This is a genomic window from Streptomyces sp. NBC_00083 (genome assembly GCF_026343295.1).
Classification (GTDB): domain Bacteria; phylum Actinomycetota; class Actinomycetes; order Streptomycetales; family Streptomycetaceae; genus Streptomyces.
Genome location: NZ_JAPELY010000003.1, coordinates 317572 through 341869, shown reverse-complemented (window position 1 = coordinate 341869; position 24298 = coordinate 317572). Strand labels below are relative to the sequence as shown.

Below are 24298 nucleotides of genomic sequence, written 5' to 3'. Positions count from 1 at the left end.
CGTTCCGTGGACCTGCACTTCGGCGACACCACGCCGACGGACGAGGAGCGTGCCGCCGTGGACGCGGTGCTGGGGCCGCCGGCCTCCGCGTGGGAGGGCGCCGCGGGCCGAACGGACGCCGAGCTGCGCTGGGCGCGCGGCGGCAAGGAGGCCCGGGACCGCCGGGACCTGCTGCTTCCGGCGCTGCACGCCGTCAACGACCGGATCGGCTGGCTCAGTGAGAGCGCTCTCGCGTACATCTGCCGCCGGCTGACGGTGCCGCCGGCCGAGGCGTACGGCGTGGCCACCTTCTACTCCCTGTTCTCGGTCGAGCCCCGGCCGGCGACGCTGCTGTACGTGTGCACGGATCTGGCGTGTACGGCGAAGGGCTCGGCGGCCCTGTGCGACGCCCTGTCGCAGACCCCTCCGGCGTCGTGGGAGCGCAGCCCGTGCCTGGGCCTGTGCGAACGGGCCCCGGCGGCACTCCTGCGCCGGGCGGGCCCGCCCGCCCCGGCCGGTGAGAGCGCTCCCCGGCAGACCCCTACCGAAACGGAATCGACGGCTCCGACGGGTGGAAGCGCTCCCGGGCTCGCGGCCGTTCTCGCGCCCGCGACCCCCGACAGCCTCGCCCGTGCCCTGGCCGAGCCCGACGGCGCCGCCCCCGAGCAGGCCCCGGCGCACGCCGTTCCGCAGGCCGGCCAGGACGGTCTCGTGCTGCTCGGGCGGATCGGCGCCGTCGATCCGTACGACCTCGACGACTACCGCTCCAAGGGCGGCTACGCGGCGCTGCGCAGGGCCTTCGCGCTGGGGCCCGCGGGGGTGATCCGGGAAGTGCTCGACGCGGGCCTTGTGGGGCGGGGCGGAGCCGCGTTCCCCACCGGCCGCAAGTGGGAGGCGACCGCGCGGCAGCCGGAGCGCGTCCACTACCTCGTCTGCAACGCCGACGAGTCGGAACCGGGCACGTTCAAGGACCGCGTCCTGATGGAGGGCGACCCCTACGCCCTGGTCGAGGCGATGACCATCGCCGGGTACGCGGTGGGCGCACACCGCGGCTACCTCTATCTGCGCGGCGAGTACCCCCGTGCGCGCGAACGGCTGGGCCACGCGATCGTCCGGGCCCGTGAGCGGGGCCTGCTCGGGCCGGACGTCCTCGGGCAGGGGTATGCCTTCGACATCGAGATCCGCAGCGGCGCGGGGGCGTACATCTGCGGCGAGGAGACCGCGATCTTCAACTCGATCGAGGGACAGCGCGGGGAGCCGCGCTCCAAGCCGCCCTTCCCCGTCGAGAAGGGGCTCTTCGGCAAGCCGACCGCCGTCAACAACGTGGAGACGCTGGTCAATGTGCTGCCGATCCTGGAGCACGGCGGCGAGGCGTACGCGCGGACCGGGACCGCGTCGTCGACGGGGACCAAGCTGTTCTGCGTCTCGGGGAACGTGGCGCGGCCCGGCGTGTACGAGCTGCCGTTCGGAACGTCGCTGCGCGATCTGATAGCGCTCTCAGGCCCCCCGGAGCGCATGCGGGCCGTCCTGCTCGGCGGCGCGGCCGGAGGTTTCGTCCGCCCCGATGAGCTGGCCATTCCGCTCACCTTCGAAGGGACCCGCGCGGCGGGCACGACGCTCGGCTCGGGGGTGGTCCTCGTCCTCGACGACACCGTCGAACTGCCGGGGATCCTGCTGCGGATCGCGGAGTTCTTCCGCGACGAGTCGTGCGGCCAGTGCGTGCCCTGCCGGGTCGGCACCGTACGGCAGGAGGAGGCGCTGCACCGGATCAAGGACCGGACGGGGAAGGACGCCGCCGGGGACGTCGCCCTGCTGCGGGACGTGGGCCGCACCATGCGGGACGCATCGATCTGCGGCCTCGGGCAGACCGCGTGGAACGCCGTCGAATCCGCCATCGACCGCCTCGGCGCCTTCGAATGAACCGTGAGGTCCACTGCGAACAGGAGTCTTCGAGTGACCGTGATTCCGCTTCAACCACCGCGCCGTATCGTGGAGTTGACGATCGACGACGAGTCGGTGCGGGTGCCGGAGGGCGATACCGTCCTCGACGCGTGCCGTGGCGCAGGCAAGGACATCCCGACGCTCTGTCAGGGCGACACCCTCACCCCGAAGAACGCCTGCCGCGTGTGTGTCGTGGAGGTCGAGGGCGCCCGGACGCTCGCACCCGCCTGCTCGCGCAGGGTGGAGGCCGGGATGTCGGTGCGCACCGACACCGAGCGGGCCCGCAACAGCCGCAAGGTGGTGCTCGAACTGCTGGCCTCGTCCGTCGACCTCTCCACGACGCCGCGGGCCGGCGAGTGGCTCGTCGAGTACGGGGCCGAACCGGCCCGGTTCGGCGCGTCGGCGGCGCGCGTCGACGAACAGCCCAAGATCGACAACGATCTGTACGTGCGCGACTACGACAAGTGCATCCTGTGCTACAAGTGCGTCGACGCGTGTGGCGAGCAGTGGCAGAACACGTTCGCGATCGCGGTGGCCGGGCGCGGTTTCGACGCCCGGATCTCCACCGAGCACGATGCGCCGCTCACCGATTCGGCGTGCGTGTACTGCGGGAACTGCATCGAGGTGTGTCCGACGGGAGCGCTCTCGTTCAAGTCGGAGTTCGACCTGCGGGCTGCGGGCACCTGGGACGAGGCGGCGCAGTCGCGGACGACGACGGTGTGCGCGTACTGCGGCGTCGGCTGCAACCTCACCCTCCATGTGCAGGACAATGAGATCGTCAAGGTCACCTCGCCGCACGACAACCCGGTGACCCACGGCAACCTGTGCATCAAGGGACGCTTCGGCTTCCAGCACGTGCAGACACGAGACTGACCGGATCGACCGAGCGACTGAGGGACTGAGGACATGGGACGGGTCACCGAACGCCGCCGCGTCATCCGCATCCGGGACGGGGCGGTCTCGACCCGCCCGGACACCCTGGTCGCCGAGGAGCCCCTGGAGATCCGGCTCAACGGGAAGCCCCTCGCGATCACGATGCGCACCCCGGGTGACGACTTCGCGCTCGCGGCCGGGTTCCTGGTCAGCGAGGGCGTCCTCGGTGCCGCGTCCGAGCTCCAGTCGATCGTCTACTGCGCGGGAGCGACCGCCGACGGGCACAACACCTACAACGTCGTCGACGTGCGGCTGGCGCCGGGCGTCACGGTGCCGGACATCACACTCGAACGCAATGTGTACACGACGTCCTCGTGCGGTCTGTGCGGCAAGGCCAGCCTCGACGCCGTCCGCACGCAGGCCCGCTTCCCCATCCACGACACTCCCCCGGTCCGGCTGGAGCCCGAACTGCTCGCGAGCCTCCCCGACCGGCTGCGCGCGGCGCAGCGGGTCTTCGACCGGACCGGGGGTCTGCACGCGGCGGCGCTGTTCTCGCCCGAGGGCGAACTGCTCGACATACGGGAGGACGTGGGCCGCCACAACGCGGTCGACAAGCTCGTGGGACGCGCGCTCCAGGACGACCGGCTGCCGCTGTCCCAGTGTGTGCTGCTCGTGTCGGGGCGGGCCTCGTTCGAGCTGGCGCAGAAGGCGGTCATGGCGGGCATCCCGGTGCTGGCGGCGGTCTCCGCGCCGTCCTCGCTCGCCGTCGACCTGGCCGCCGAGTCCGGGCTCACCCTGGTGGGGTTCCTGCGCGGCAGCTCCATGAACGTGTACGCGGGGGACGAGCGCATCGCCCTGCGCTCACAGGTCTGACCCCGCCGCGCCCGAGCGGCCCGGCCGGCGGGGAGCGCCCCCTGCGCCGGCCGGGTCTTCCCCGCCGTACGGTCGCGCCCGCACGGCCGAGGGAGCCGGTGGGTTCGTCGCACATTCGTCGAGCAACAGGAGTGTGGCGCCCGCCGGTGTGCCCGTCAGCGCGCTCGCCTGCGGGCCTCGGCCGGGGGCGGGATCATCTGGAGGGCCAGCGTGGGTGAGGGTTCCGCCATACCCGGGCCGCCTTGTTCGGCCCAGGCCACGATGTCGTCGGTCGCGTAGTCGTCGAGGACCCAGCCGACCCAGGCCGCGCGCGCCCCGCGCTGGCGGGCCCGGCCGGAGGGCTGGACCACGATGACGTTGGCCTGGCCGCAGGGCCCCAGGCAGTCGGTGGTGCGAACGGCGATCCGGCCCTCGGACCGGGCGGCGGCTGCCCGCAGCCGGTCCAGCTGGCGGGCGTGGTCGGTGCCGGGGGTCTTGCGGGCGTCGCCGCAGCAGCAGCCCCGGCAGACGACGAGGGTGCAGGGGCGTGAAGTGGCCGCGGATATCGTGAACTTGGGCATGGAATCAGCCGAACCGGAGGGCCGCGGCGGTCACGACGGTGCCGAGGCGGGGGAAGTTGAGAGCGATCGCTGCCCGGTGCTCGTCCTCGGTCAGGGCCGCCATGGCGTCCTCGACGAAGAGGAGCTCGTAGCCGTGGTCGGCGGCCGGGCGGGCCGTCGACTCGACGCCGAGGTTGGTGGCGATGCCGCCGAACACGAGGGTGTCGATGCCGCGCTCGCTGAGCAGCTCGTGCAGGCCGGTGCGGTGGAAGCCGCCGATGGTGCGCTTCACCACGACCGGGTCGCCCTCGGCGGCGAGGCCGGCGACGATGTCGCTGCCCGGCGGCTGGGCGGGCACGCCGGGGCGCTCGACGCGTACGAGCACGACGGTGGCACCCGCCGTTCGAAAGGTGTCGGCCAACTCCCGTGCCGTGGCGACGACTTCGTCGCCGGAGCGCGGGGCGAGCGGGAGCGCCGCGATGCGGTCCATCAGATCGACGAGGACGAGCGCGGTGCGCGTGGGGTCGAGGGTGGCGGGCTCGCCTTCGAGTGCGGTCATGGCGGCACCGTACCGGCCGCGATGATCCACTCCGGATGCCGGGGACCTGTTCCGGCCACGCCGATCTCCGGATGCGGCTCCGTCACGCCACGTGCGGCCGGGCGGGAGCGCCGTCGAACGACGCGCCCCGGCCGGCGCGAGCGGGGCCCATGCGAAGGGGGCTCGTGCGGGCGGACGGGGCTCGTGCGGAGGAAGGCCCCGCAGAGGGTGCACGCACGGAGGGTGGCCCGCGAGGAGCGGGCTAGCCGCCGACCCGTACCGCTGGACCGCGCTCCGGCTTCCCGCCCACGGGAGGGGGGTCCGAGGGGCCGTCCTGCGACGGCAGCGGGTCGCGGGCGCGCCTTTTGGCGATCACGGCGCACACCATCAGCTGCATCTGGTGGAACAGCATCAGCGGCAGCACCGCGAGCGAGGCCTGCGCGCCGAACAGCACGCTCGCCATGGGGAGGCCGGCGGCCAGGCTCTTCTTGGACCCGGCGAACTGGATCGCGATCCGGTCGCCCCGGTCGAAGCCGAGCCGCTTGGCCCCGTACCAGGTCGCCAGGAGCATCACCGTGAGGAGCGCGGCCTCGACCGCGAGCAGCGCGGCGAGCCGGCCGATGCCGACCTGGTGCCAGATGCCGCGGGCCATGCCCTCGCTGAACGCGCTGTAGACCACGAGCAGGATCGAGCCGCGGTCGACGTACCCGAGGACCTTCTTGTTCCGCACGAGGAACCCGCCGACCCAGCGTCGCAGGAACTGCCCGGCAAGGAAGGGCACCAGGAGTTGCAGGACGATCTTGACGAGCGAGTCCGCCGAGAGCGCTCCCCCGCTGCTGCCGAGGAGCCCCGCCGCGAGCAGCGGGGTGAACACGATCCCGGCGATGCTGGAGAAGGAGCCCGCGCAGATCGCGGCCGGCACATTGCCCCGGGCGATCGAGGTGAACGCGATCGACGACTGGATCGTCGAGGGGACCAGGCAGAGGAAGAGCAGGCCGTGGTAGAGATCCGGCGTCAAGACGGTGGGGACCAGGCCCTTCGCGGCCAGGCCCAGCAGCGGGAACGCCACGAACGTGCAGGCGAGGACGGTGACATGGAGCCGCCAGTGGCGCAGCCCGTCCAGCGCCTCGCGGGTGGAGAGCCGGGCCCCGTACAGAAAGAAGAGGAGCGCCACGGCTCCGGTCGAGGCACCGCTCGCGACGCCGGCGGCGGAGCCGGTCGCGGGGAGCAGCGCCGCAAGCCCCACCGTGCCGAGCAGCGCCACTATGTACGGATCGACCGGCAGCCAGGACGGCAGCTTCGGAGTGCGGCGGCTCATGTGCTCCACTTACATGTTCGGGACGTACATATTCGGGACGTACAGGTGTGGGACGGCCCCGGGCGACCGGCCGCATCGTGCCCTCTCGATGGTCCTCCTGCCGCGCGTGATCGGGAATCCCGTACACCACACTCACTGCCATCACGTTTCACGATGGGCAGGGCTACCGTGGGCGTCATGTACGACGCGAACCAGCTGCGGACATTCCTGGCCGTCGCGCAGACGCTGAACTTCACGCAGGCCGCGCGGCGCCTCGGCCTGCGCCAGTCGACGGTGAGCCAGCATGTGCGCCGGCTTGAGGACGCCGCCGGGCGGACGCTGTTCAGCCGGGACACCCATCGTGTTCGGCTCACTGAGGACGGCGAGGCGATGCTCGGCTTCGCCCGCACGATCCTGGCCGCCCACGAGCGGGCCGCCACCTACTTCACCGGGACACGCCTGCGCGGCCGGCTCCGCTTCGGCGCGTCCGAGGACTTCGTCCTGACGCGCCTGCCGGAGATCCTGCAGGCCTTCCGCCGCGACCATCCCGAGGTCGACCTCGAACTGACGGTCGAGCTGTCCGGCACCCTGCACCGGCGCCTGGAGGCGGGCCGTCTCGACCTGGTGCTGGCCAAGCGGCGCCCCGGCGACAGCCACGGCGAACTGGTGTGGACGGACGAGCTGTGCTGGATCGGCGCACCCGATCTGCGGCTCGACGCCGAACGCCCCATCCCGTTGATCCTTTTCCCGCCGCCCGGCATCACCCGGGCCAGGGCCCTGGAAGTCCTGGAGGAACACGGGCGTTCCTGGCGCATCGCCTGTACGAGCGGAAGCCTGAGCGGTCTGATCGCGGCGGCCCGCGCCGGGCTCGGCGTGATGGCCCACACCAGGGGCCTCGTCCCGCCCGGTCTCGCGCCGCTCCCGGCGCGGAGCGGGCTGCCGGAGCTGGGCGCGGTGGATTTCGTCCTGCTCCACAACCGGCGCGGCTCGGCGGCGCAGGAGGCGGCGGGCGCCCTGGCCTCGGCGATCCTGGCCGGCGGCGACCGGCTGCACCGGGGACACCGGACTGGCTGAACACCGACGGTACGGGCCGGGCCGCGCTCCGCACGGGCGCGCGGGCGCCTCCCAAGGTCATCCGGCCCCGCCCGCCCGCCTCCACGCTGCACGCACCTGCCTCCGGCAACGGAGCGTGTCCCCCGGAAAACGGGGTGCAACCGTGGGGCGGGGGTGACCGGAGCGTACAGATTCGGTGGAGATTGCCTTCCGCAGAACCTACCTTTGAGTCAGCTGAGTGCCCGAGCGGTCCCCATGTGGGCCTGTTTCGGCCGCTGACCTGTGAAGACGCCGTACGTCTCGACGTGCAGGAGACCCCTGTCACGGGAACTGTCCGTGGGGTACGGTCACCGCGCTGTGCGGAGCGCCACCGGGAGTGGCCACCCCGGAGGGAGGCAGGTCATTGCGCGAATTCACGGTCCCACCCATGGCGACGGCGCCTCAGGTCGGCGGCCTTGCCGACGCCGTCTTCGACCACGCCCTCGACGATCCCCACCGCATCGCGCTGTGCCGCAAGGACGATTCGGGCCAGTGGCGTGACGTGACGTCCGCCGCGTTCCGGGACGAGGTGTTCGCGCTCGCCAAGGGGCTGATCGCGGACGGCGTACGGTTCGGCGACCGGGTCGCCATCATGGCCCGCACCCGCTACGAGTGGACGCTCTTCGACTTCGCGCTGTGGAGCATCGGCGCGCAGTCGGTGCCGATCTACCCCACGTCCTCCGCCGAGCAGGTCTTCTGGATGCTGCACGACTCGGAGGCGACGGCGTGTGTCGTGGAGCACGAGGACCACTCGATGACGATCGGCTCGGTCGTCGACCGTCTCCCCCACCTCAAGCGCCTGTGGCAGCTGGACACGGGAGCGCTCTCAGCCCTTCTCCGAGCGGGTGAGTCCATCGACGACGAGGTGGTCGAGCGGCACCGCAGGGCCGTGACACCGGAGTCGGTGGCGACCGTCATCTACACCTCGGGCACCACGGGCCGGCCCAAGGGCTGTGTCGTCACCCATGCCAACTTCATGTTCGAGACGGACATGCTGATCTCGCGCTGGGAGCCGGTCTTCCACTCCCGGCCCGGCGACGAGGCGTCCACGCTGCTGTTCCTGCCGCTGGCCCACGTCTTCGGGCGGATGGTGGAGGTCGCCGCGATCCGGGGCCGGGTGAAACTGGGCCACCAGCCGGCCCTCTCCGCCTCCGCCCTGCTGCCCGACCTCCAGTCGTTCCGGCCGACCTTCATCCTCGCGGTCCCGTACATCTTCGAGAAGGTGTTCAACGCGGCCCGCCGCAGAGCCGAGGCCGACGGGAAGACGGGGCCGTTCGACAAGTCCGTCGACATCGCGGTCAAGTACGCGGAGGCCGTGGAGCAGAAGGCCTTCGGTGTCGGCCCCGGCCCGTCGGCGGCGCTTCGGATGCAGCACCAGTTCTTCGAGAAGACGGTGTACGGCAAGGTCCGTGACGCGATGGGCGGCCGGGTGCGGCACGCCATGTCGGGCGGCTCCAGCATGGGCCGCAGGCTCGGCCTGTTCTTCGAGGGCGCCGGCGTCACCGTGTACGAGGGGTACGGCCTGACCGAGTCGACGGCCGCCGCGACCGCCAATCCCCCGGAGCGGACCCGCTACGGCACGGTCGGGCAGCCCATCCCCGGAACCACGGTGCACATCGCCGACGACGGCGAGGTGTGGATCCACGGCGGGCAGGTCTTCTCGGGTTACCTCAACGAGCCGAAGGCCACCGAGGCAGTACTCAGGGACGGCTGGCTCTCGACGGGTGACATCGGGGCGCTCGACGAGGACGGCTATCTCACCATCACCGGGCGCAAGAAGGAGATCCTGGTGACGTCGGGCGGCAAGAGCGTCTCGCCGGTCGCCCTGGAGGAGCGGGTCCGTGCGCATCCCCTGGTCGGCCAGTGCATCGTGGTCGGCGACAACCGTCCCTACATCGCGGCGCTCGTCACCCTCGACCAGGAAGGCGTGGACCACTGGCTCGCCATGCGCGGCAAGGCCCCGCTCACCCCGTCGGAGCTGGTGCGCGACCCGGACCTGGAGACCGAGGTGCGCCGAGCGGTGGTCGCCGCCAACACCCTGGTCTCGCAGGCCGAATCGATCCGGACCTTCCGCATCCTGGCCCACCAGTTCACCGAGGAGCACGGGCTCCTGACGCCGTCGCTGAAGCTCAAACGCCGGGCGATCGAGAAGGCGTACGAGAGCGAAGTGGACGCGCTGTACCGCTGAGAGCGCTTTCGGCACTCCCGGCGCTCCCGCCCGGAGCCGGCCTCAGGCGTCGAGCACGGCGGCGACCGCCTCGATCTCCACGAGCTGGTCGCGGTAGCCGAGCACGGTGACGCCCAGCAAGGTGTTGGGGACGTCGTGGTCACCGAACGCGTCCCGGACCACCTGCCAGGCCGCCACCAGGTCCTCGCGCCGGGCCGACGCGACGAGGACCCGGGCGCTGATGACGTCCCGCAGTACGGCTCCGGCGTCGGCGAGAGCGCTCTCCATGTTCTCCAGGGCCTTCGCCGCCTGGCCGGCGTAGTCGCCGACCGCGGCCGTCGAGCCGTCCTGGTTCAGCGGACACGCGCCGGCCAGGAAGATCAGACGCGCCTCGGCGGGCGCCGTGGCCGCATAGGCGTACTCGGCGACATCGGACAGAGAGGCGGAACGGATCAGGGTGACGGCGCGAGCCATGGCCGGGGGTCCCTTCGAGTGCGGGCAGAGAGCGCGATCATCCTGCTCCCGCCCGGCTCGTTCCGCCTCTCCTTTTCCCTCCAGCGGTTGCCGGGGTTCCGGCTCAGGGGTGGGGGGTCCCGGGCCGCGTGCCACGACGGAAGTCGTCCCATGTCGTGTTGAACCAGGTCTCCAACTCGCTTATGGGCTTGTCCTCCACGACTTCCTGCAGCCAGGCCGGGCGCTCCTGGGACGCGTCGGGGCGCTGCCACGCGGTCGCCGGGAGGGCGTTCTTGAGGTAGACGACGGTCTCGGCGAGCTGCTCGGCGGCGCGGTCGGGGCCGAGTTTCATCGCCTTGTCCACGCGGCGCATCCCGTCGACCGGCGTGGGGGCGTCGGCGAACAGCTCGTACACCCGGATGTTGTGCCAGGCGTCCCGCCACACCGCGAGGTCTCCCTTGCGGCCACCGCACGCCAGGACGAAGGCGTCGACGAACGACCAGCTCGGCAGCTTCGTGGTGCTGCGCAGCCGGTCGCTGATGGTGCTCGTGGGCAGCGGCGTCTTGTTCCGGAACGCGCGCCGGGAGATCTCCTTCTGCGAGAGATGGGACCACAGTTGGAGGATTTTGAGCTGCTGGACGAACTCCGCGGCGGTCGTCGCGCTGGTGGGGTCGGCGGAGATCGGCACGATGCTCGGCTCGGACGGGCGGGCGTGACGGGCCCGGCGACGGCGCAGCCGGGCCGTGGTCTCGGTCCCCTCGCGTTCGATCGCCTTCGCCCAGCGCTCGTGCCACTCCGGCAGGCTCTCCCGCACACCGGCGGGTGAGAGCGCGTTCAGACTGTTGATGAACGCGGCGACGACCCGCCAGCTCGGAACGCGTTCACCATTGGCGGCTTTGGACAGCTGCGAGTACGAGACGTCGCAATGCCGGGCCATGACGCGGTAGTTGGGGTCACCGGCGCGTTCGCGGGCGCCGCGGAGCAGGCAGGCGAAGCCGCCGGCCGAGCGTTCGTACGAGAAGATGGGTTTGGGTGGGCGCCCCAGACTCATGTCGGACCTCCCCAGGGCTCAAGTGCGGGTACGGCAAATGCCGACCCGCAGGGGTCGGCATTTGCCTCTGATCGGCGTGGCGGGTGCTTCGGGTCAGCGGCGGCGCAGGAGCGCGATCGCGCGGCGGGCGATGTCGACCGCCACGCCTCCGGCGAGGTAGAGCACGCTGACGGTGTCGGTGGGTGTGTATCCGCCGCGCAGCAGCGCGGCGAACCCCCCGACGAAGCAGATGATGACGACGACGATCACCACGAGGCGGGTGGGGATGACGAGCTGCTCCCCGTCCGTGGGCGACGTCGGCACGCACGCGGCGACGCGGGGAGCAGCGAGGGCACCGTCAGCGGCCTGGGCGGCGACGGTGTCGATGGCGGAGGTGAGGAAACGCGGATTCATGGCAGGTCCTTAGTGAACTCGATCTTTACCCAGCCCGGATTCTCCGAAAATTGAGCAGTGGCCCCGGTTGTTGGCGTTGACCGGGATCACTCGTTCGGAGCCGTGAATCCACAAGATAAGCCCGCACATGACCGCGTCACAACTGACCCTGTTTCCTTTGGAGATGGATCCCTGCCCGCTGTGCGCCACTCTGTTCACACCCACCCCAGAGGGAACGTAAGGGCCAATTAAAAGACATTGTTTCGCTGCATCCGACCGGATCCGGATATCACCATCCGGCCATTTAAACGAAACAAGTAAACGGATGCTTCAGCAGGTCGGAGCGGTGCACCCGGCGCTTCCATCCGAAGATTCGCCGGAAGATTTGACACCGCCAGCGAAACAACTCTTAATGTCCATGGTTGCGGTCGGCCCTGAGCGGGCAGCAACCGATGGAGGGAACTCGTCCTAGCCCGGATGGTTCCGTTTGTTTCGGCGGCTGGGCGCGTTGGCGCGAGGCTCGCCGCCAAGTGGGGCGAAAAGCCCCAATATGGGGGAAACACCACCCAGTGAAGCCCGGTCGCTCCTGGCGGCCGGGCTTTCGCGTTGCCCTGAATTCGTCCATAGCGACACAAATGCGGACCCGGGGCGGAAACGTCGAAGCCCCGGACACCGGAGCCCAGGGCGCCGGAGTCCGGAGCGCCGGGGCCCAGAGCGCTGGAGTCCAGGGCGCCGGAGTCCCGCAGCGCGGTGCCCCACAGCGCGGCGCCCCCGCCGGCCGGGCCCCCGGCTCCCGGCTCCGGCGTGGGCCGGAAGCTGGGGGCGGGGATGTCGGCCGACGGGGGCGCGCTCACCCACGAGCCATCAGCGGCGCAGGGCGCGGCCCTCAACCCGCGTACTGCGAAACGATTTTGGTGAAGGCGTAGGGGGACTGACCGACCCCGCTGCACGAGGAGCTCGCGTCGCCGCCGGAGGAACACTGCCGGTCGCGGTTGACCGCCCAGAAGGTGAAGCGGGCCAGATGGTGCTGCCGGGCGTAGCCGAGGATGGTCTGGAAGTCCCCCGTGGTGACGGTCTCGTCGGACTCGTCGGTCTTGCCGTTCATGGAGGAGACGCCGATGTGGCGGTAAGCGGCGTCGTCGCTGTAGCCGTAGGCGCTCTTCACGGCGGCCTTCAGTCCTTCGAGAGCGCTCACAGTGGCCGAACCCATGGAGCCGCTGTGACCGTTGAAGTCGAACGGCATGATCGTCCAGCCGTCGTTGGCGAGTCCGGCGGCAGCCCCCTTCTTGATGAGGTCCTTGCCGTTGGCGTCGGGCCCGGTCGGCGTCGTGCCCATCGTCACGTAGGTGACGAGCCCGGAGTTGTTGGTCTTGACGATCTTCAGCGCATCGACCACCCGCTGCCGCACGGTGGCGTTGGAGAACTCGGTGTCCTCGATGTCGATGTCGAGCGCCTTCAGGTGGTAGGCGCTGATCACCTTCTGGTACGCCCCGGCGAGCGCGGCGGCGCTGGAGCACTTCTCCCCCAGCTTGTTTCCGCTCCAGCCGCCGACCGACACGACCACGTCTCCGCCGGCACCCCGGATGGACTTGATCGCGCTCTCATCGGAGCCGCCGGTCAAGGCGCGCGAGCCGTCCCACTTCGGGTTGCAGCCGCCGTCGGAGAGGACGAAGGCCAGCGTGAACCACTTCACTCCCGTCGCCGCCATCACGTCGGTGGGCTTCTGGGGACTCCCCCAGCCGAGGTACTCGTACGGGGCGGCAGCCATCGACCCGGACGCGGTGACGGAGGAAGAGGAGGCGGAGGTGGCGGCGGCGCCGGGCGCTTCGGGCGCGTTGGCCGCGCTGGCCTGCGGAATCGAGACGACGGCGGGCAGAAGCAGGCAGCCGAGACCGGTGAGGGACGCGGCGAGACGGCGCGGGGATACGGCAGCACGCATGGGGGTGTCCTTCCGTGGGGGCAATGTGGGGGGTGGTGGGCGTGGGGCGTGGGGGGTGGGCGTAGGGGGATTAGGGAGATGCGGGGGGGGTGACTTGAGTCAGATCGACCCAACTCACCTTGAGCAGCGGTGAGTTGAGAGGTTCTGCCTAGGGTCAGGAACAAAGGCGCACGCCTGGCTGTCACTCGGGCAGGCCAAGCCCAAGTGTTCATATTCATGACTGTCGTTCAGCGGTCTGCCATAGGGTTGCGTGTTGTCGGAGCCCGGTCAATGGTCTGGACCGAAGAAAACCGCGGAAATGGGCCGCACCCGCCCGGCTTCGGGGACGCCCTGGCGGACGGCTGTGCGGGAGCTGTGCCGAAACTGGACCGAACCGCAGGTCAGGAGCGATTTGTCGGTACCTCTGGGAATGCGTGGGCCCAGTCGTTCGTTGACGATGTGAGTACCAACCGACGACGCAAAGGATCGACCGCTCGTGAGCAAGGTCCCCTCCATCACCCTCAACAACGGCGTCGAGATGCCGCAGCTCGGTTTCGGTGTCTGGCAGGTGCCGGACGACGAGGCCGCCAAGGCGGTCGCGACGGCGATCGAGTCCGGGTACCGAAGCATCGACACCGCCGCGATCTACGAGAACGAGCGCGGCACCGGTAAGGCCGTCGCCTCCTCGGGGGTCGCCCGCGAAGACCTCTTCATCACCACGAAGCTGTGGAACTCCGAGCAGGGCTACGACTCGACCCTGCGGGCCTTCGACGCCTCGCTCGACAAGCTCGGCCTCGACTACGTCGACCTGTACCTGATCCACTGGCCCGTGCCGGCCAAGGACGCGTACGTCGACACGTACAAAGCGTTCGAGAAGATCCTGGCGGACGGGCGCGCCAGGGCGATCGGCGTGTCCAACTTCCAGCCGGTGCACCTGGAGCGCCTGCTGGGTGAGACCTCGGTGGTCCCCGCCGTCAACCAGATCGAGCTGCACCCGCAGCTCGCGCAGGCGGAGTCCCGCGCGCTGCACGCCAAGCACTCCATCGCGACCGAGGCCTGGTCGCCGCTCGGCCAGGGCCGAGGGCTGCTCGACGTGCCGACCGTCGTTGCGATCGCACAGAAGCACGGCCGCACCGCCGCACAGGTGGTGCTCCGCTGGCACCTCCAGATCGGCAACGTCGTGATCCCCAAGTCGGTGACGCCGTCGCGGATCAAGGAGAACATCGACGTCTTCGGCTTCGAGCTCGACGCGGACGACCTGGCCGCGCTCGCCGCTCTCGACGAGGGCAAGCGCCTGGGGCCGAACCCGTCCGAGTTCAACCTGGGCGCCTGATCAGACGCGTCTCGGCCCTGCACAGGCCTTGATCGGTCCATGACCGGAGGGGTGTCGCCAACTCAGGTTGGCGGCACCCCTTTTGTCGCTTTTCGGACCTGGTTGGTCAGCTACCAATCAAGAATGTTCATTTAAGTGTGCCGTTCAGGCAAAGCGTTCGACATCAAGAGACAAATGCTCTTGTCCTGCGCATGACCTTCCCGATGGGATCGCGAAGACCGCCCCGTGCGGCTTCACCCCCACTCAGGGAGCATTCATGCGCATAGCCCGCCCCCGGACTCGTACCGCAGTAGCGTCAGTCGGGGCCACCGCCCTTGCCGCTGCCGCGCTGATGGCCACCCCGCTGTCCGGGTCCGCCACCGCCGCACCTGCCGCCCCGCAGGTAAAGCCCGTTCCGGCGATCGCCGGGCACCAGCTCGCCCACTCGACCAGCGGCCCGCTCACCAGCGAGCAGTGCCAGGCCAAGTGGAAGATCGCCTGCTACGGCCCGCTGCAGTACCGCCAGGCGTACAACCTGAACCCGCTCTACAAGGCGGGCATCACGGGCAAGGGCCGCACGATCGTGATCGTGGACTCGTTCGGCTCGCCGACGATCCAGCACGATCTGGACGTCTACAGCAAGCAGTACGGCATCCCCAGCAGCAAGGTCGATGTCGTCAAGTGGGGCAACGTTCCCAAGTGGGACCCCAAGAACAAGGACATGACCGGCTGGGCCGGCGAGTCGACGCTGGACGTCGAGATGGCCCACGCCGTCGCTCCCGGCGCCAAGATCGTCCTGGTGGAGACCGCGGTCGCCGAGACCGAGGGTGTCACCGGCCTGCCCGAGATGATGGACGCCGAGAAGCACCTCATCGACCACGGCGTCGGCGATGTCATCACGCAGAGCTTCGGCGCCACGGAGAACACCTTCCCCGGCTTCGACAAGGGTGACTTCTCCAGCATCCAGAAGCTGCGGTACGCGTTCAAGGACGCGGCCGCCCACGGGGTGACCGTACTCGCCTCCTCCGGTGACGGCGGCGCGACCGACAACACGGCGGACGGCTCGGGCTACTACAAGGAGCGCGTCAACTCCTGGCCCTCCTCGGACCCGCTGGTCACGTCGATCGGCGGCACCCAGCTGCACCTCGACGACAAGGGCAACCGCCTCAGCCCTGAGAGCGTTTACAACGACAACGGCTCGGGCGGCGGCGGTCAGTCGCACGTCTTCCAGCGGCCCTCCTTCCAGAACGGCGTGCGCAACGCCGTCGGCAACCGCCGCGGAACCCCCGACATCTCGATGGCGGCCGCCGTCAACGGTGGCGCCTGGGTGTACTCCAGCTACGACCCGACCGCCGTCGGCTGGGACGTCTCCGGCGGCACGAGTGAGGCGAGCCCCCTGTTCTCCGGCATCGTCGCCCTCGCCGACCAGGCCGCCGGGCACCGCCTCGGCAACATCAATGACGCGCTGTACTCGCTCTACAAGCACGAGGGGTACAAGCCGGGCTCCGGCCTGGTGGACGTCAAGGACGGCACGAACAACAGCTACGCCGGCGTCACCGGCTACACCGCCGTCAAGGGTTACGACATGGCGACCGGTGTCGGCACCATCGACGCGGCCCACTTCGTGACCGCGCTGGCCCGCGAGAGCCGCCACCACTGACGCGCTCCGCACCCCCGCACGACCGCCGCCGTCCGCTCCTCGCGGGCGGCGGCGCCGTCGTCCCCGCCCCTCCGCGGCCGGCGCCCCGGACGGGACTACTCCGCGCCGTGCCTGGGAGCGATCTCCTCCACTCGGTGGGCGAGTCGGAAGTCCAGCTCCGTGAGGGCGCCCCCCGCGTCATGGGTGTTCACCGACAGGGCGACCGTGTTGTAGCCGAGCGTCAGGTCGCTGTGATGGTTGAGCTCCTCCTGGATCTGGGCGATGTGGACGACCAGCGCGGTCGCGGCGAAGTGCCCCGCGAGGCGGTAGCTGCGGGAGATCCGATCGTGGCCGTCCGACAGCGACCAGCCCGGCAGCTCGGTCAGCCGGTCCTCTACGTCCTTCTGTGACAGCGGCTCAAGAGGCATGCCCGGGTACTCCTTACGGGGTGGTGACATGGCGGGGTGGAGCCGTGACGGGAAGGCTCCGCATCCGTAGCGTCTCCCTTATGCGTGTACTTGTCACGGGAGGCGCGGGCTTCATCGGCTCGCACATTGTCACAGCGCTCGCCGCGCACGGCCACGAGCCGTTCGTCCTCGACCGGGCGATCCGGCCACAGGACGACGTTCGCGACCCCGAGATCGTCGCCGGGGCGTTGCGCGGGATGGACGCGGTGTGTCATCAGGCGGCGATGGTGGGGCTCGGCACCGGGTTCGGTGACGCGCCGGACTACGTCAGCAACAACGACCTCGGCACCGCGGTGCTGCTGACCGCGATGGCCGAGGCGGGCGTTCGGGAACTGGTGCTCGCCGGGTCGATGGTGGTCTACGGGGAGGGCCGCTACGAGTGCTCCGACCACGGGGTCGTACGCCCCGGGCCGCGGCCGGTCGAATGGCTGGACTCCGGTCGCTTCGAGCCCCAATGCCCGCACTGCGAGGCCGAGTTGAGCCCTGGGCTGGTCGCGGAGGACGCGCCGGTCGACCCGCGCAACGTGTATGCCACCACCAAGCTGGCGCAGGAGCATCTGGCCGCCGCCTGGGCACGGGCGACCGGCGGGCGGGCCGTGTCGCTGCGCTATCACAACGTGTACGGGCCCGGCATGCCGCGGGACACGCCGTACGCGGGGGTCGCCTCGTTCTTCCGCTCGGCGCTGGCGCGCGGCGAGGCGCCGCGGGTCTTCGAGGACGGCCGCCAGCGCCGGGACTTCGTCCATGTACGCGATGTGGCGGGAGCCAACGTCGTGGCTCTGGAAGCGCTCTCCGGCCGGACACCCGGGGCCCTCACGGCGTACAACACGGGCAGCGGGACCCCGCACACCGTGGGCGAGATGGCGGGTGCGCTGGCGTCGGCCCACGGCGGTCCCGAGCCGGTGGTGACGGGCGAGTACCGGCTCGGGGACGTACGGCACATCACCGCGGACTCGGCGCGGTTGCGCGGTGAACTGGGCTGGAAGCCGGCGGTCGGCTTCGAGGAGGGGATGGCGGAGTTCGCCGCCGCGGAGTCGTAGGGCCGGCCACTGCTGGGCGGCTGCGGCCTCCACCGGCCGGGTGCGCTGCCCGCGGCAGGGGTGCGCTGCCGGGCGACGGGGCGCCGGCGGGGCGGGCGCTCGGGAGCGGTCGCGCTGCCGGGCGACAGGGCGCCGGTACGACGGGCGCTCGTGCCGAAGGTGGTTCGGCGGGGTCAGGTCGTGGCGGTGGCGGCGGGGAGGGTCAGTTCGAAGCGGCAGCCGCCCGCCACGTTGCGCACTTCGGCGCGGCCGGAGTGGGCTTCCACTATCCCCCGCACGATCGCGAGGCCGAGGCCCGCGCCGCCGGGTGGGGTGCGTGCCTCGGTGCCCCGCCAGCCGGTGTCGAAGACCCGGGGCAGGTCGTCGTCGGGGATGCCGCCACAGCCGTCGGTGACGGAGAGCGTGACGGCGCCGTCCCGGTCCCGGGCGCCGACCGCCACGGTGCCGTCGGCCGGGGTGTGCCGGATGGCGTTGACCAGCAGGTTGGCGAGGACGCGGGTCATCTCCTTGCCGTCCACTTCGACCGGTACCGCGTCGACGCGCTCGCCGACCAGACGGACGCCGTGTTCGCGGGCGAGCGGGTCGGCGCCGGCCAGAGCGTCGCCGATCAGGTCGTGGACGGACATGCGGGCGGGGTTGAGGGAGAGCGCTCCCGCGTGGATCCGGGAGAGTTCGAAGAGGTCGCCCACCATGGAGTTGAGGCGTTCGACCTCGGTCCGGATCTGGCGGAAGTAGCGCTCGGGATCCTTGGCCATGCCGTCTTCGAGGGCCTCGGCCATCGCGCGGAGCCCGGCGAGCGGGGTGCGCAGGTCGTGGGAGATCCACGCGACGAGTTCGCGGCGGGAGGTTTCCAGCGCCCGTTCCCGCTCGCGCGACTCGGTCAGCTTCGCGCTGGTCGCTGCCAACTCCCGGCTGAGTGCGGCCAGTTCGGCGGTGGTGGGGCCCACGGGGGCGTCGAAGCTGCCGCCGTCGCCGAAGGAGCGGGTGGCGAGTGCGAGGCGGCGGCTGCTCGCGACGACTCGGCGGCCGAGCAGGAGCGCGGTGGCCAGGGACGCGACGGCTGCCATGGCGACGACCACCGTCACGACGGTCAGGTCGTGGGAGTTCAGGAGCATCGCCCAGGCGACGGCGAGCGTGCCCGCCAGCATGGCGACGACCGCGACGGCGGCGACCACGGTCACCGACGCGGTGAGCGACCGGTGTCGCAGAAGGCGGAGCGCCAGGGCGCCGCAGAGTCCCGCCGCTGCCGCGCCCAGGAAGGCGTACAGGGCGATGAGCAGCACGTCACCCATGGTCGGCACCCTTCACGATCGCGCTGCCGAGCGTAGCGTCTCCCGAGCCGGCGCCCGCGCGGGAGAGGCCGGCGTCGGCTGCCGCGCCGAGCGTGTCCGGTGCGGCCTCGAAGCGGTAGCCGACGCCCCAGACGGTACGGATGAGGGCGGGCTTGGCGGGGTCGGTCTCGATCTTTCCGCGCAGCCGCCGCACATGGACGGTCACGGTGGAGAGGTCGCCGAACTCCCAGCCCCACACCTCATGCATCAGCCGCTCGCGCGAAATCGCCTCGCCGGGGCGGGCGAGGAGGTAGGCCAGGAGGTCGAACTCCCTGAGGGTCAGGGCGAGTTCGACGCCGTCCTTCGACGCGGTGCGGGCGGTCGGGTCGAGCGCGATGCCGGAGCGGGCCATGCGCGGCCCCGGGCGGGCGGCGGCGGTGCGGGCCCTGCGCAGGACGGATTCGACGCGCAGCACCAGCTCGCGCGGGCTGAACGGCTTCGTCACGTAGTCGTCGGCACCTATTTCCAGGCCGAGGATGCGGTCGTCCTCGTCGCCGCGCGCCGTCAGCATGATCACCGGTACGGGGGCGTCGGCGCGCAGCCTGCGGCACACCTCCAGGCCGTCCATGCCGGGCAGCATCAGGTCGAGTACGACCAGGTCGGGGCGGCGGCGGGCGGCCGCGCGCAGGGCGGCGGGGCCGTCCGCGGCCAGGTCGACGGCGTGGCCCGCCCGCTCCAGGTAGCCGGTGACGACTTCCGCGACGGTCGGGTCGTCGTCGACGACCAGGATGCGGCTCTCGGTGCTGTGCATGGCATCCAGCGTCGCACCGCCGGGAGGGGTCCGTCTGCGCCAGGTGGACCCCGGGCGGGGGATGTCCGCGTTTCGTAAGAACCCGATATCCGTTTTGCCCGGTTTGGATTCGTACGGTGAGGGCGTGACTGAAACCTCTTCCGCATCCCCCGCCGCACCGCCCGCGGTGACCGTGGACGTCGTGCTGCCCTGCCTCGACGAAGCCGAGGCACTGCCTTGGGTACTGGCCCGGATCCCGGACGGCTGGCGGGCCGTCGTCGTCGACAACGGCTCGACCGACGGTTCACCCGATGTAGCGCGCGCTCTCGGCGCCACGGTGGTGCATGAGCCCCGCCGGGGCTTCGGCGCCGCCTGCCACGCCGGGCTGCTCGCCGCAGAGGCGGAGTTCGTCTGCTTCTGCGACTGTGACGCGTCCCTGGACCCGGCCGAGCTCGTCCGCTACGTGCGGGAGGTCGCGGACGGCACCGCCGACCTGGTGCTCGGCCGGCGCAGGCCGCAGAAGCTCGGCGCGTGGCCGCTGCACGCCCGCGCCGGGAACCTGGCGCTCGCCCGGATGCTGCGGCGCCGCACCGGGCTGCGCCTGCACGACCTGGGCCCGCTGCGGGCCGCGCGCCGCGAGGCGCTGCTCGGCCTCGCTCTCACCGACCGCCGCAGTGGCTATCCGCTCCAGATGGTGGTGCGCGCGGCCGACGCGGGGTGGCGGGTGGCCGAGCACGATGTGGCCTATCTGCCGCGCGCCGGGAAGTCGAAGGTCACCGGTACGTGGCGGGGCACCTGGAACGCGGTGCACGACATGCGCCGGGTGCTGGCCGAGCCGCCGGCCGCTGCGCCCGCCGTGGCGGTCGCCCGATGACGGGCCCGGAGCGCTCCATGACGTCGGGCACCACGCTGCTCGTCCTCGCGAAGGCGCCCGTCCCCGGCCGGGTCAAGACGCGGCTCACCCCGCCGTACACCCCGCGTGAGGCGGCCCGGATCGCCGAGGCGTCGCTCGCCGACACCCTCGACGCGGTGCTCGCCACGCCCGTACGCCGGAGGGTCCTGGTGCTCGACGGCGAGCCGGGCCCCTGGCTCCCGCCCGGCATCGAGGTGATCCCGCAGTGCGCCGGCGGGCTCGACGAGCGGATCGCTGCGGCGTTCGCCGCGTGCACCGGCCCCGCGCTCCTGATCGGGATGGACACCCCGCAGGTCACGCCGGATCTGCTCGCGCCGGCGCTGGCCGGGGGCGGGCCCCGCGACGCGTGGTTCGGGCCGGCCGACGACGGCGGGTTCTGGGCGCTCGGCCTGACCGAGCCCGATCCCTCCTTGCTGCTCGGCGTACCGATGTCGGTGTCCGAGACCGGACGCGTCCAGCGGCAGCGACTCGACGACGCCGGGCTCGTCGTGCACGAGCTGGCGCGGCTGCGCGATGTCGACACCGCGCGGGACGCCGAACTCGTCGCCGCCGAAGCCCCGCACGGCCGCTTCGCGCGGTCCCTGCGGATGGGGGCCCGGACGGGCGGCGCCGCGACCGTCGGGGCGCAGGCGGCGGAGCCGGCGGCTGTCGGGGGCACGCCGGACGAGCCGGCGGTGGTCGGGCCCCCGGCCGGGTCGTCCCCCGAAGGGCCCGCGGCGGGCGGGCACTCGACGGCCGGGGTGCGCGCATGGTGAGAGCGCTCTCGGCCACGGTTCCGGCGGCCTGGCACGCCGACCCGTATACGGATGCCGTGCGCTCGGGGCGCGGCCCGCTGTTCCTGCGCCGGCCCGACGGCTGGCTGCTGCCCCTGGAAGTCGAACGCTGGTGCGCCGAGCCGGACGTGGCGGACCGTACGGTGCTGCGCCGATGTCGCGGCACGGTCCTCGACATCGGGTGCGGGCCCGGCCGGCTGGTGGCCGCGCTCGCCGCCGACGGGGTCGCCGCGCTCGGGGTCGACGTGAGCGCCGAAGCGGTCCGCCACACCCGGGACTGGGGCGGCAGCGCGCTGTGCCGCTCGGTCTTCGACCACCTCCCCGGCGAGGGGCGCTGGGACACCGCGCTGCTCGTCGACGGGAACGTGGGCATCGGCGGCGACCCCGCCGCGCTGCTGGCCCGCGTTGCCCAACTCGTCGTTCCGGGCGGCCTGTTGCTCGCCGAGGCGGCCCCGTACGAGATCGATGAACGGATGCGGGTCCGCGTCACCGACGCGAGCGGCGCGGCGGGTGGCGACTTCCCCTGGGCGCGGCTCGGCACGAACGCGCTGCTGTCCTGCGCCCTCCCGCTGGGCTGGCGCCCGGCCGGACGCTGGACCGCGGCCGGCCGGGCGTTCGTGGCGCTGCGCCTGGACTGATGGCGCGGACGCACGGCGAAGGGCGGGGCCGGGGATCAACCCCGGTCCCGCCCAAGGGTGTTCGGGTCAGCTCACGTTGACCGCGGTGTCGTCGATGACGAACGACGTGGCCAGGCTGCTGTCCTCGGTGCCGTTGAACTTGAGGGTCACCGTCTGCCCCGCGAACGAGGAGAGGTCGAAGGACTTCTGGGCGAAGCCGGTGTTCTTGTTGATGTTGGAGTAGCTCGCCAGGGTGGTCGAGCCGGCGGTCACCGTCAGCTTGTCGTAGGCGACGGTGGTGGTCGTCTCCTTGGTGTCGATGTGCAGGTAGTAGCTGAGGGTGGCGTGGCAGCCGGCCGGGATGGTCACCGTCTGGGAGAGCGTGTCGGTGTGGGCGGCGCCGTACCCGTTGAGCCAGGCCTTCCAGGAACCGGAGTGGGCGGGCTCACCACTGGAGTTGTCGACGACGCCGGTGGTCGCGGACCAGGGCGTCGCGCTGCCGGTCTCGAAGCCGGGGTTGCCGAGCAGCTGGGCCGCGGTGCAGCCGCCGCCGCCCGAAGTCGTGACGGTCCAGGTGAAGGACGTCGAGCCGGTGGCGTTGGTGGAGTCCTTGGCGGTGACCGTCACGTTGGAGCTGCCGGTGGCGGTCGGGGTGCCGGAGATCAGGCCGGTCGAGGCGTTGATGGACAGGCCCGCAGGCAGGCCGGTGGCGCTGTAGGTCAGCGTCTGGCCGCTGCCGGAGTCCGTGGCGTGGATCTGGAGGGAGGCGGCGGTGTTGACCTGGGTCGACTGGTTGCCCGGGTTGGTCACCGTCACGGTGTTGCCGGTGCTGGTGCCGCTGGTGAAGGCCGCGGTGCCGTTCGGGGTGCCGAGGCCGGTCGGACCGTCGTAGCCGACGGCGGCCTTGCACAGGTAGTTGCTGCAGCTGCCGTTGGCGCCGGAGGTCACGTCATTGAGGGAGGACGTGTGGGCGTACGGGTAGGACGCCGGGACGGTGTTCGCGGCGGGGGTGCCGGCGAGCGCGTACACGCCGGCGATAATGGGCGAGGAGGCGCTGGTGCCGCCGTACACGTTCCAGCCGCTGGCCTGGTAGCTGTCGTACACCGCGAGGCCGGTGTTGGGGTCGGCGACCGCGGAGACGTCGGCGACGGTGCGCTTGGCGCAGCCGGTGTCGTGCTGCCAGGACGGCTTCGGGTCGTACGCCGAGCAGCCCGAGCCCGCGCCCTCGCCGCCGGAGCTGGAGCCCCAGACCGACTCGGACCAGCCGCGGGTGCTGCTCGAGCGGCTCAGGGAGGTGCCGCCGACGGACGTCACGTACTGGGAGGCGGCCGGGTACTCGACGCCGTAGCCGCTGTCACCGGAGGAGACGGTGATGGCGACGCCGGGGTGGTTGAAGTAGGTGGAGTCGGAGCTCGTGTCGGTGGAGTCCTCCGAGCCGCCGTAGCTGTTGGAGACGTACTTGGCGCCCATGGCGACGGCGCGGTTCACGGACGCGCCGAGGTCGTCCATGCTGGCGGAGTTGGCCTCGACGAGCAGGATGTGGCACTGCGGGCAGACGGCGCTGACCATGTCGACGTCGAGGGAGATCTCGCCGGCCCAACCCGAGTCGGCGGTCGGGTAGTTGGTGCCGCCGTTCTGGTCGGACTTCTTGAAGCAGCCGTTCGCTGTGGTGCAGGCGGGCAGCCCGTACTGGGAACGGTAGGTGGCCAGGTCGGACTCGGCGCTCGGGTCGTCCTGCGCGTCGACGATCGCGACGGTCGTGCCGGCGCCGGCGTTCGCCGGGAGGGCGTAGGCGCTCTGCAGGTCGGAGGGGCCGTAGCCGGAGGGCAGGGCGTTCGGGGATATGCCGAGGTGGTGCTGGACGTCGGTGCGGGCCAGTGCCAGGCAGGACATCATGCCGGCCTTGGCGGGCTGGGCGCACAGCCGCTGGGTGTTGGCGGCATGTGTGCCGGCGCTCTGTGTGCTCGAACTCTGTGTGGCGGAGCTCTGTGTGGCGGCGCCCTGTGTGGCCGCGGCGACGGACGGGGCGACGGCGATGAGTCCGCCGGTGACCAGGGCCGCCGCGCCGAGGGCGGCGGTGGCGACGCGCCCGGTGAGTGCGGGGAGGCCGAAGGGTCTCTTCGAGTACAAGGAACTGCCCTCCATGGGGGGTTGATTCGCCGGATCGCGGCAGACGGGAGGTACTGGGGTGCGGCTGTGCTGCGGCGCGGATCCGGCGCGTCCGGCATGACGTGTGCCGGACGTGGGGCGGTGCGGGTGCGTGCACGTGACCAGCACGTGCCGAGCGCCGCGTGTCGAGCGCCTCGTCGCGGAACGACGCGGTGGGGATACGCGGTTGAGCAGCGCGGAGTGACAGGGGCGTACTGATCGGAAACGGCTGATC

22 protein-coding genes are annotated in these 24298 nt (G+C 71.4%); 11 read left to right on the top strand and 11 right to left on the bottom strand.

What is annotated here, in order from left to right; genetic code table 11:
- Positions 1-6: 6 nt before the first annotated feature.
- Genes OOJ98_RS25450 through fdhD form a run of 3 tightly spaced genes read left to right on the top strand, consistent with a single transcriptional unit; the run spans position 7 to position 3666 of the window.
- Positions 7-1899, top strand: a complete 1893-nt coding sequence (locus tag OOJ98_RS25450) for an NADH-ubiquinone oxidoreductase-F iron-sulfur binding region domain-containing protein (RefSeq protein ID WP_267057352.1) — start codon at positions 7-9, stop codon at positions 1897-1899.
- 33 nt (positions 1900-1932) lie between these two features.
- A complete protein-coding gene (locus OOJ98_RS25445; protein ID WP_267057350.1) occupies positions 1933-2793 on the top strand; it encodes a 2Fe-2S iron-sulfur cluster-binding protein in 861 nt (286 codons plus the stop codon).
- Positions 2794-2826: 33 nt separating this feature from the next.
- Positions 2827-3666: a formate dehydrogenase accessory sulfurtransferase FdhD gene (fdhD, locus tag OOJ98_RS25440; RefSeq protein WP_267057349.1), complete on the top strand. Its 840-nt coding sequence runs from the start codon at positions 2827-2829 to the stop codon at positions 3664-3666.
- Between the two features lie 155 nt (positions 3667-3821).
- Here fdhD and OOJ98_RS25435 read toward each other — a convergent pair whose 3' ends face one another.
- From OOJ98_RS25435 to OOJ98_RS25425, 3 genes are all read right to left on the bottom strand, one after another.
- Positions 3822-4226, bottom strand: coding sequence for a (2Fe-2S) ferredoxin domain-containing protein (locus OOJ98_RS25435; RefSeq protein WP_267057348.1), 405 nt, complete (start codon positions 4224-4226; stop codon positions 3822-3824).
- Positions 4227-4230: 4 nt separating this feature from the next.
- Positions 4231-4764 (bottom strand): isochorismatase family protein, encoded by a 534-nt coding sequence (locus OOJ98_RS25430; RefSeq protein WP_267057347.1) that lies wholly within the window; start codon positions 4762-4764, stop codon positions 4231-4233.
- Positions 4765-5005: 241 nt separating this feature from the next.
- On the bottom strand, positions 5006-6061 hold the full coding sequence (locus OOJ98_RS25425; protein WP_267057346.1) for a bile acid:sodium symporter family protein: 1056 nt from the start codon (positions 6059-6061) through the stop codon (positions 5006-5008).
- 177 nt (positions 6062-6238) lie between these two features.
- Here OOJ98_RS25425 and OOJ98_RS25420 point away from each other — a divergent pair, with 177 nt between their 5' ends.
- Both OOJ98_RS25420 and OOJ98_RS25415 read left to right on the top strand, forming a co-directional pair.
- Positions 6239-7114, top strand: a complete 876-nt coding sequence (locus tag OOJ98_RS25420) for a LysR family transcriptional regulator (protein ID WP_267057345.1) — start codon at positions 6239-6241, stop codon at positions 7112-7114.
- A 406-nt stretch (positions 7115-7520) separates the two neighbouring features.
- The gene (locus tag OOJ98_RS25415) at positions 7521-9320 is read left to right on the top strand and encodes a long-chain fatty acid--CoA ligase (protein WP_267057344.1); all 1800 of its coding nucleotides are present in this window, start codon (positions 7521-7523) and stop codon (positions 9318-9320) included.
- Positions 9321-9362: 42 nt separating this feature from the next.
- Here OOJ98_RS25415 and OOJ98_RS25410 read toward each other — a convergent pair whose 3' ends face one another.
- The 4 genes from OOJ98_RS25410 to OOJ98_RS25395 form a co-directional block, all read right to left on the bottom strand.
- A complete protein-coding gene (locus OOJ98_RS25410; protein WP_267057343.1) occupies positions 9363-9773 on the bottom strand; it encodes a RidA family protein in 411 nt (136 codons plus the stop codon).
- A 103-nt stretch (positions 9774-9876) separates the two neighbouring features.
- Positions 9877-10803, bottom strand: a complete 927-nt coding sequence (locus OOJ98_RS25405) for a helix-turn-helix transcriptional regulator (protein WP_267057342.1) — start codon at positions 10801-10803, stop codon at positions 9877-9879.
- A 93-nt stretch (positions 10804-10896) separates the two neighbouring features.
- A complete protein-coding gene (locus OOJ98_RS25400) occupies positions 10897-11196 on the bottom strand; it encodes a hypothetical protein (RefSeq protein ID WP_267057341.1) in 300 nt (99 codons plus the stop codon).
- Positions 11197-12061: 865 nt separating this feature from the next.
- Positions 12062-13114, bottom strand: a complete 1053-nt coding sequence (locus OOJ98_RS25395) for a chitinase (RefSeq protein WP_267057340.1) — start codon at positions 13112-13114, stop codon at positions 12062-12064.
- Positions 13115-13589: 475 nt separating this feature from the next.
- On the opposite strand from OOJ98_RS25395, the gene OOJ98_RS25390 reads away from it, so the two are divergent.
- A complete protein-coding gene (locus OOJ98_RS25390) occupies positions 13590-14426 on the top strand; it encodes an aldo/keto reductase (protein ID WP_267057339.1) in 837 nt (278 codons plus the stop codon).
- A 256-nt stretch (positions 14427-14682) separates the two neighbouring features.
- Positions 14683-16065 carry a S8 family serine peptidase gene (locus tag OOJ98_RS25385; RefSeq protein WP_267057338.1) on the top strand — a complete coding sequence of 461 codons (1383 nt, stop codon included), beginning with the start codon at positions 14683-14685 and terminating at the stop codon, positions 16063-16065.
- 95 nt (positions 16066-16160) lie between these two features.
- On the opposite strand, the gene OOJ98_RS25380 is transcribed toward OOJ98_RS25385, so the two are convergent.
- On the bottom strand, positions 16161-16472 hold the full coding sequence (locus OOJ98_RS25380; protein ID WP_267057337.1) for a 4a-hydroxytetrahydrobiopterin dehydratase: 312 nt from the start codon (positions 16470-16472) through the stop codon (positions 16161-16163).
- Between the two features lie 80 nt (positions 16473-16552).
- Between OOJ98_RS25380 and OOJ98_RS25375 the strand changes: the two genes are divergently transcribed.
- Entirely contained in the window at positions 16553-17551 is a 999-nt protein-coding gene (locus tag OOJ98_RS25375; RefSeq protein WP_267057336.1) for an NAD(P)-dependent oxidoreductase, read from the top strand.
- A gap of 173 nt (positions 17552-17724) precedes the next feature.
- Here the strand turns inward: OOJ98_RS25375 and OOJ98_RS25370 are convergent, their stop codons facing one another.
- Positions 17725-18843: a sensor histidine kinase KdpD gene (locus tag OOJ98_RS25370; protein WP_267057335.1), complete on the bottom strand. Its 1119-nt coding sequence runs from the start codon at positions 18841-18843 to the stop codon at positions 17725-17727.
- Positions 18836-19633, bottom strand: coding sequence for a response regulator transcription factor (locus tag OOJ98_RS25365; RefSeq protein WP_267057334.1), 798 nt, complete (start codon positions 19631-19633; stop codon positions 18836-18838). The genes OOJ98_RS25370 and OOJ98_RS25365 overlap by 8 nt, the downstream gene beginning before the upstream one ends.
- A 124-nt stretch (positions 19634-19757) precedes the next feature.
- Here OOJ98_RS25365 and OOJ98_RS25360 point away from each other — a divergent pair, with 124 nt between their 5' ends.
- From OOJ98_RS25360 to OOJ98_RS25350, 3 genes are read left to right on the top strand one after another with little or no spacing between them, the layout of a single operon-like run.
- Entirely contained in the window at positions 19758-20486 is a 729-nt protein-coding gene (locus tag OOJ98_RS25360; protein ID WP_267057333.1) for a glycosyltransferase family 2 protein, read from the top strand.
- Positions 20487-20503: 17 nt separating this feature from the next.
- Entirely contained in the window at positions 20504-21280 is a 777-nt protein-coding gene (locus tag OOJ98_RS25355; RefSeq protein WP_267057332.1) for a DUF2064 domain-containing protein, read from the top strand.
- Positions 21274-21936 carry a bifunctional 2-polyprenyl-6-hydroxyphenol methylase/3-demethylubiquinol 3-O-methyltransferase UbiG gene (locus OOJ98_RS25350; RefSeq protein WP_267057331.1) on the top strand — a complete coding sequence of 221 codons (663 nt, stop codon included), beginning with the start codon at positions 21274-21276 and terminating at the stop codon, positions 21934-21936. The genes OOJ98_RS25355 and OOJ98_RS25350 overlap by 7 nt, the downstream gene beginning before the upstream one ends.
- 66 nt (positions 21937-22002) lie before the next feature.
- Here the strand turns inward: OOJ98_RS25350 and OOJ98_RS25345 are convergent, their stop codons facing one another.
- Positions 22003-24045, bottom strand: a complete 2043-nt coding sequence (locus OOJ98_RS25345) for a putative Ig domain-containing protein (RefSeq protein WP_267057330.1) — start codon at positions 24043-24045, stop codon at positions 22003-22005.
- Between the last annotated feature and the right edge of the window lie 253 nt (positions 24046-24298).

Coding starts and splice junctions, on each gene's coding strand:
- OOJ98_RS25395 (WP_267057340.1), bottom strand. CDS start 13,114: ATGCGTGCTGCCGTATCCCCGCGCCGTCTCGCCGCGTCCCTCACCGGT.
- OOJ98_RS25425 (WP_267057346.1), bottom strand. CDS start 6,061: ATGAGCCGCCGCACTCCGAAGCTGCCGTCCTGGCTGCCGGTCGATCCG.
- OOJ98_RS25365 (WP_267057334.1), bottom strand. CDS start 19,633: ATGCACAGCACCGAGAGCCGCATCCTGGTCGTCGACGACGACCCGACC.
- OOJ98_RS25415 (WP_267057344.1), top strand. CDS start 7,521: ATGGCGACGGCGCCTCAGGTCGGCGGCCTTGCCGACGCCGTCTTCGAC.
- OOJ98_RS25435 (WP_267057348.1), bottom strand. CDS start 4,226: ATGCCCAAGTTCACGATATCCGCGGCCACTTCACGCCCCTGCACCCTC.
- OOJ98_RS25350 (WP_267057331.1), top strand. CDS start 21,274: ATGGTGAGAGCGCTCTCGGCCACGGTTCCGGCGGCCTGGCACGCCGAC.
- OOJ98_RS25405 (WP_267057342.1), bottom strand. CDS start 10,803: ATGAGTCTGGGGCGCCCACCCAAACCCATCTTCTCGTACGAACGCTCG.
- OOJ98_RS25400 (WP_267057341.1), bottom strand. CDS start 11,196: ATGAATCCGCGTTTCCTCACCTCCGCCATCGACACCGTCGCCGCCCAG.
- OOJ98_RS25355 (WP_267057332.1), top strand. CDS start 20,504: ATGACGTCGGGCACCACGCTGCTCGTCCTCGCGAAGGCGCCCGTCCCC.
- OOJ98_RS25420 (WP_267057345.1), top strand. CDS start 6,239: ATGTACGACGCGAACCAGCTGCGGACATTCCTGGCCGTCGCGCAGACG.
- OOJ98_RS25385 (WP_267057338.1), top strand. CDS start 14,683: ATGCGCATAGCCCGCCCCCGGACTCGTACCGCAGTAGCGTCAGTCGGG.
- fdhD (WP_267057349.1), top strand. CDS start 2,827: ATGGGACGGGTCACCGAACGCCGCCGCGTCATCCGCATCCGGGACGGG.
- OOJ98_RS25430 (WP_267057347.1), bottom strand. CDS start 4,764: ATGACCGCACTCGAAGGCGAGCCCGCCACCCTCGACCCCACGCGCACC.
- OOJ98_RS25375 (WP_267057336.1), top strand. CDS start 16,553: ATGCGTGTACTTGTCACGGGAGGCGCGGGCTTCATCGGCTCGCACATT.
- OOJ98_RS25410 (WP_267057343.1), bottom strand. CDS start 9,773: ATGGCTCGCGCCGTCACCCTGATCCGTTCCGCCTCTCTGTCCGATGTC.
- OOJ98_RS25370 (WP_267057335.1), bottom strand. CDS start 18,843: ATGGGTGACGTGCTGCTCATCGCCCTGTACGCCTTCCTGGGCGCGGCA.
- OOJ98_RS25380 (WP_267057337.1), bottom strand. CDS start 16,472: ATGCCTCTTGAGCCGCTGTCACAGAAGGACGTAGAGGACCGGCTGACC.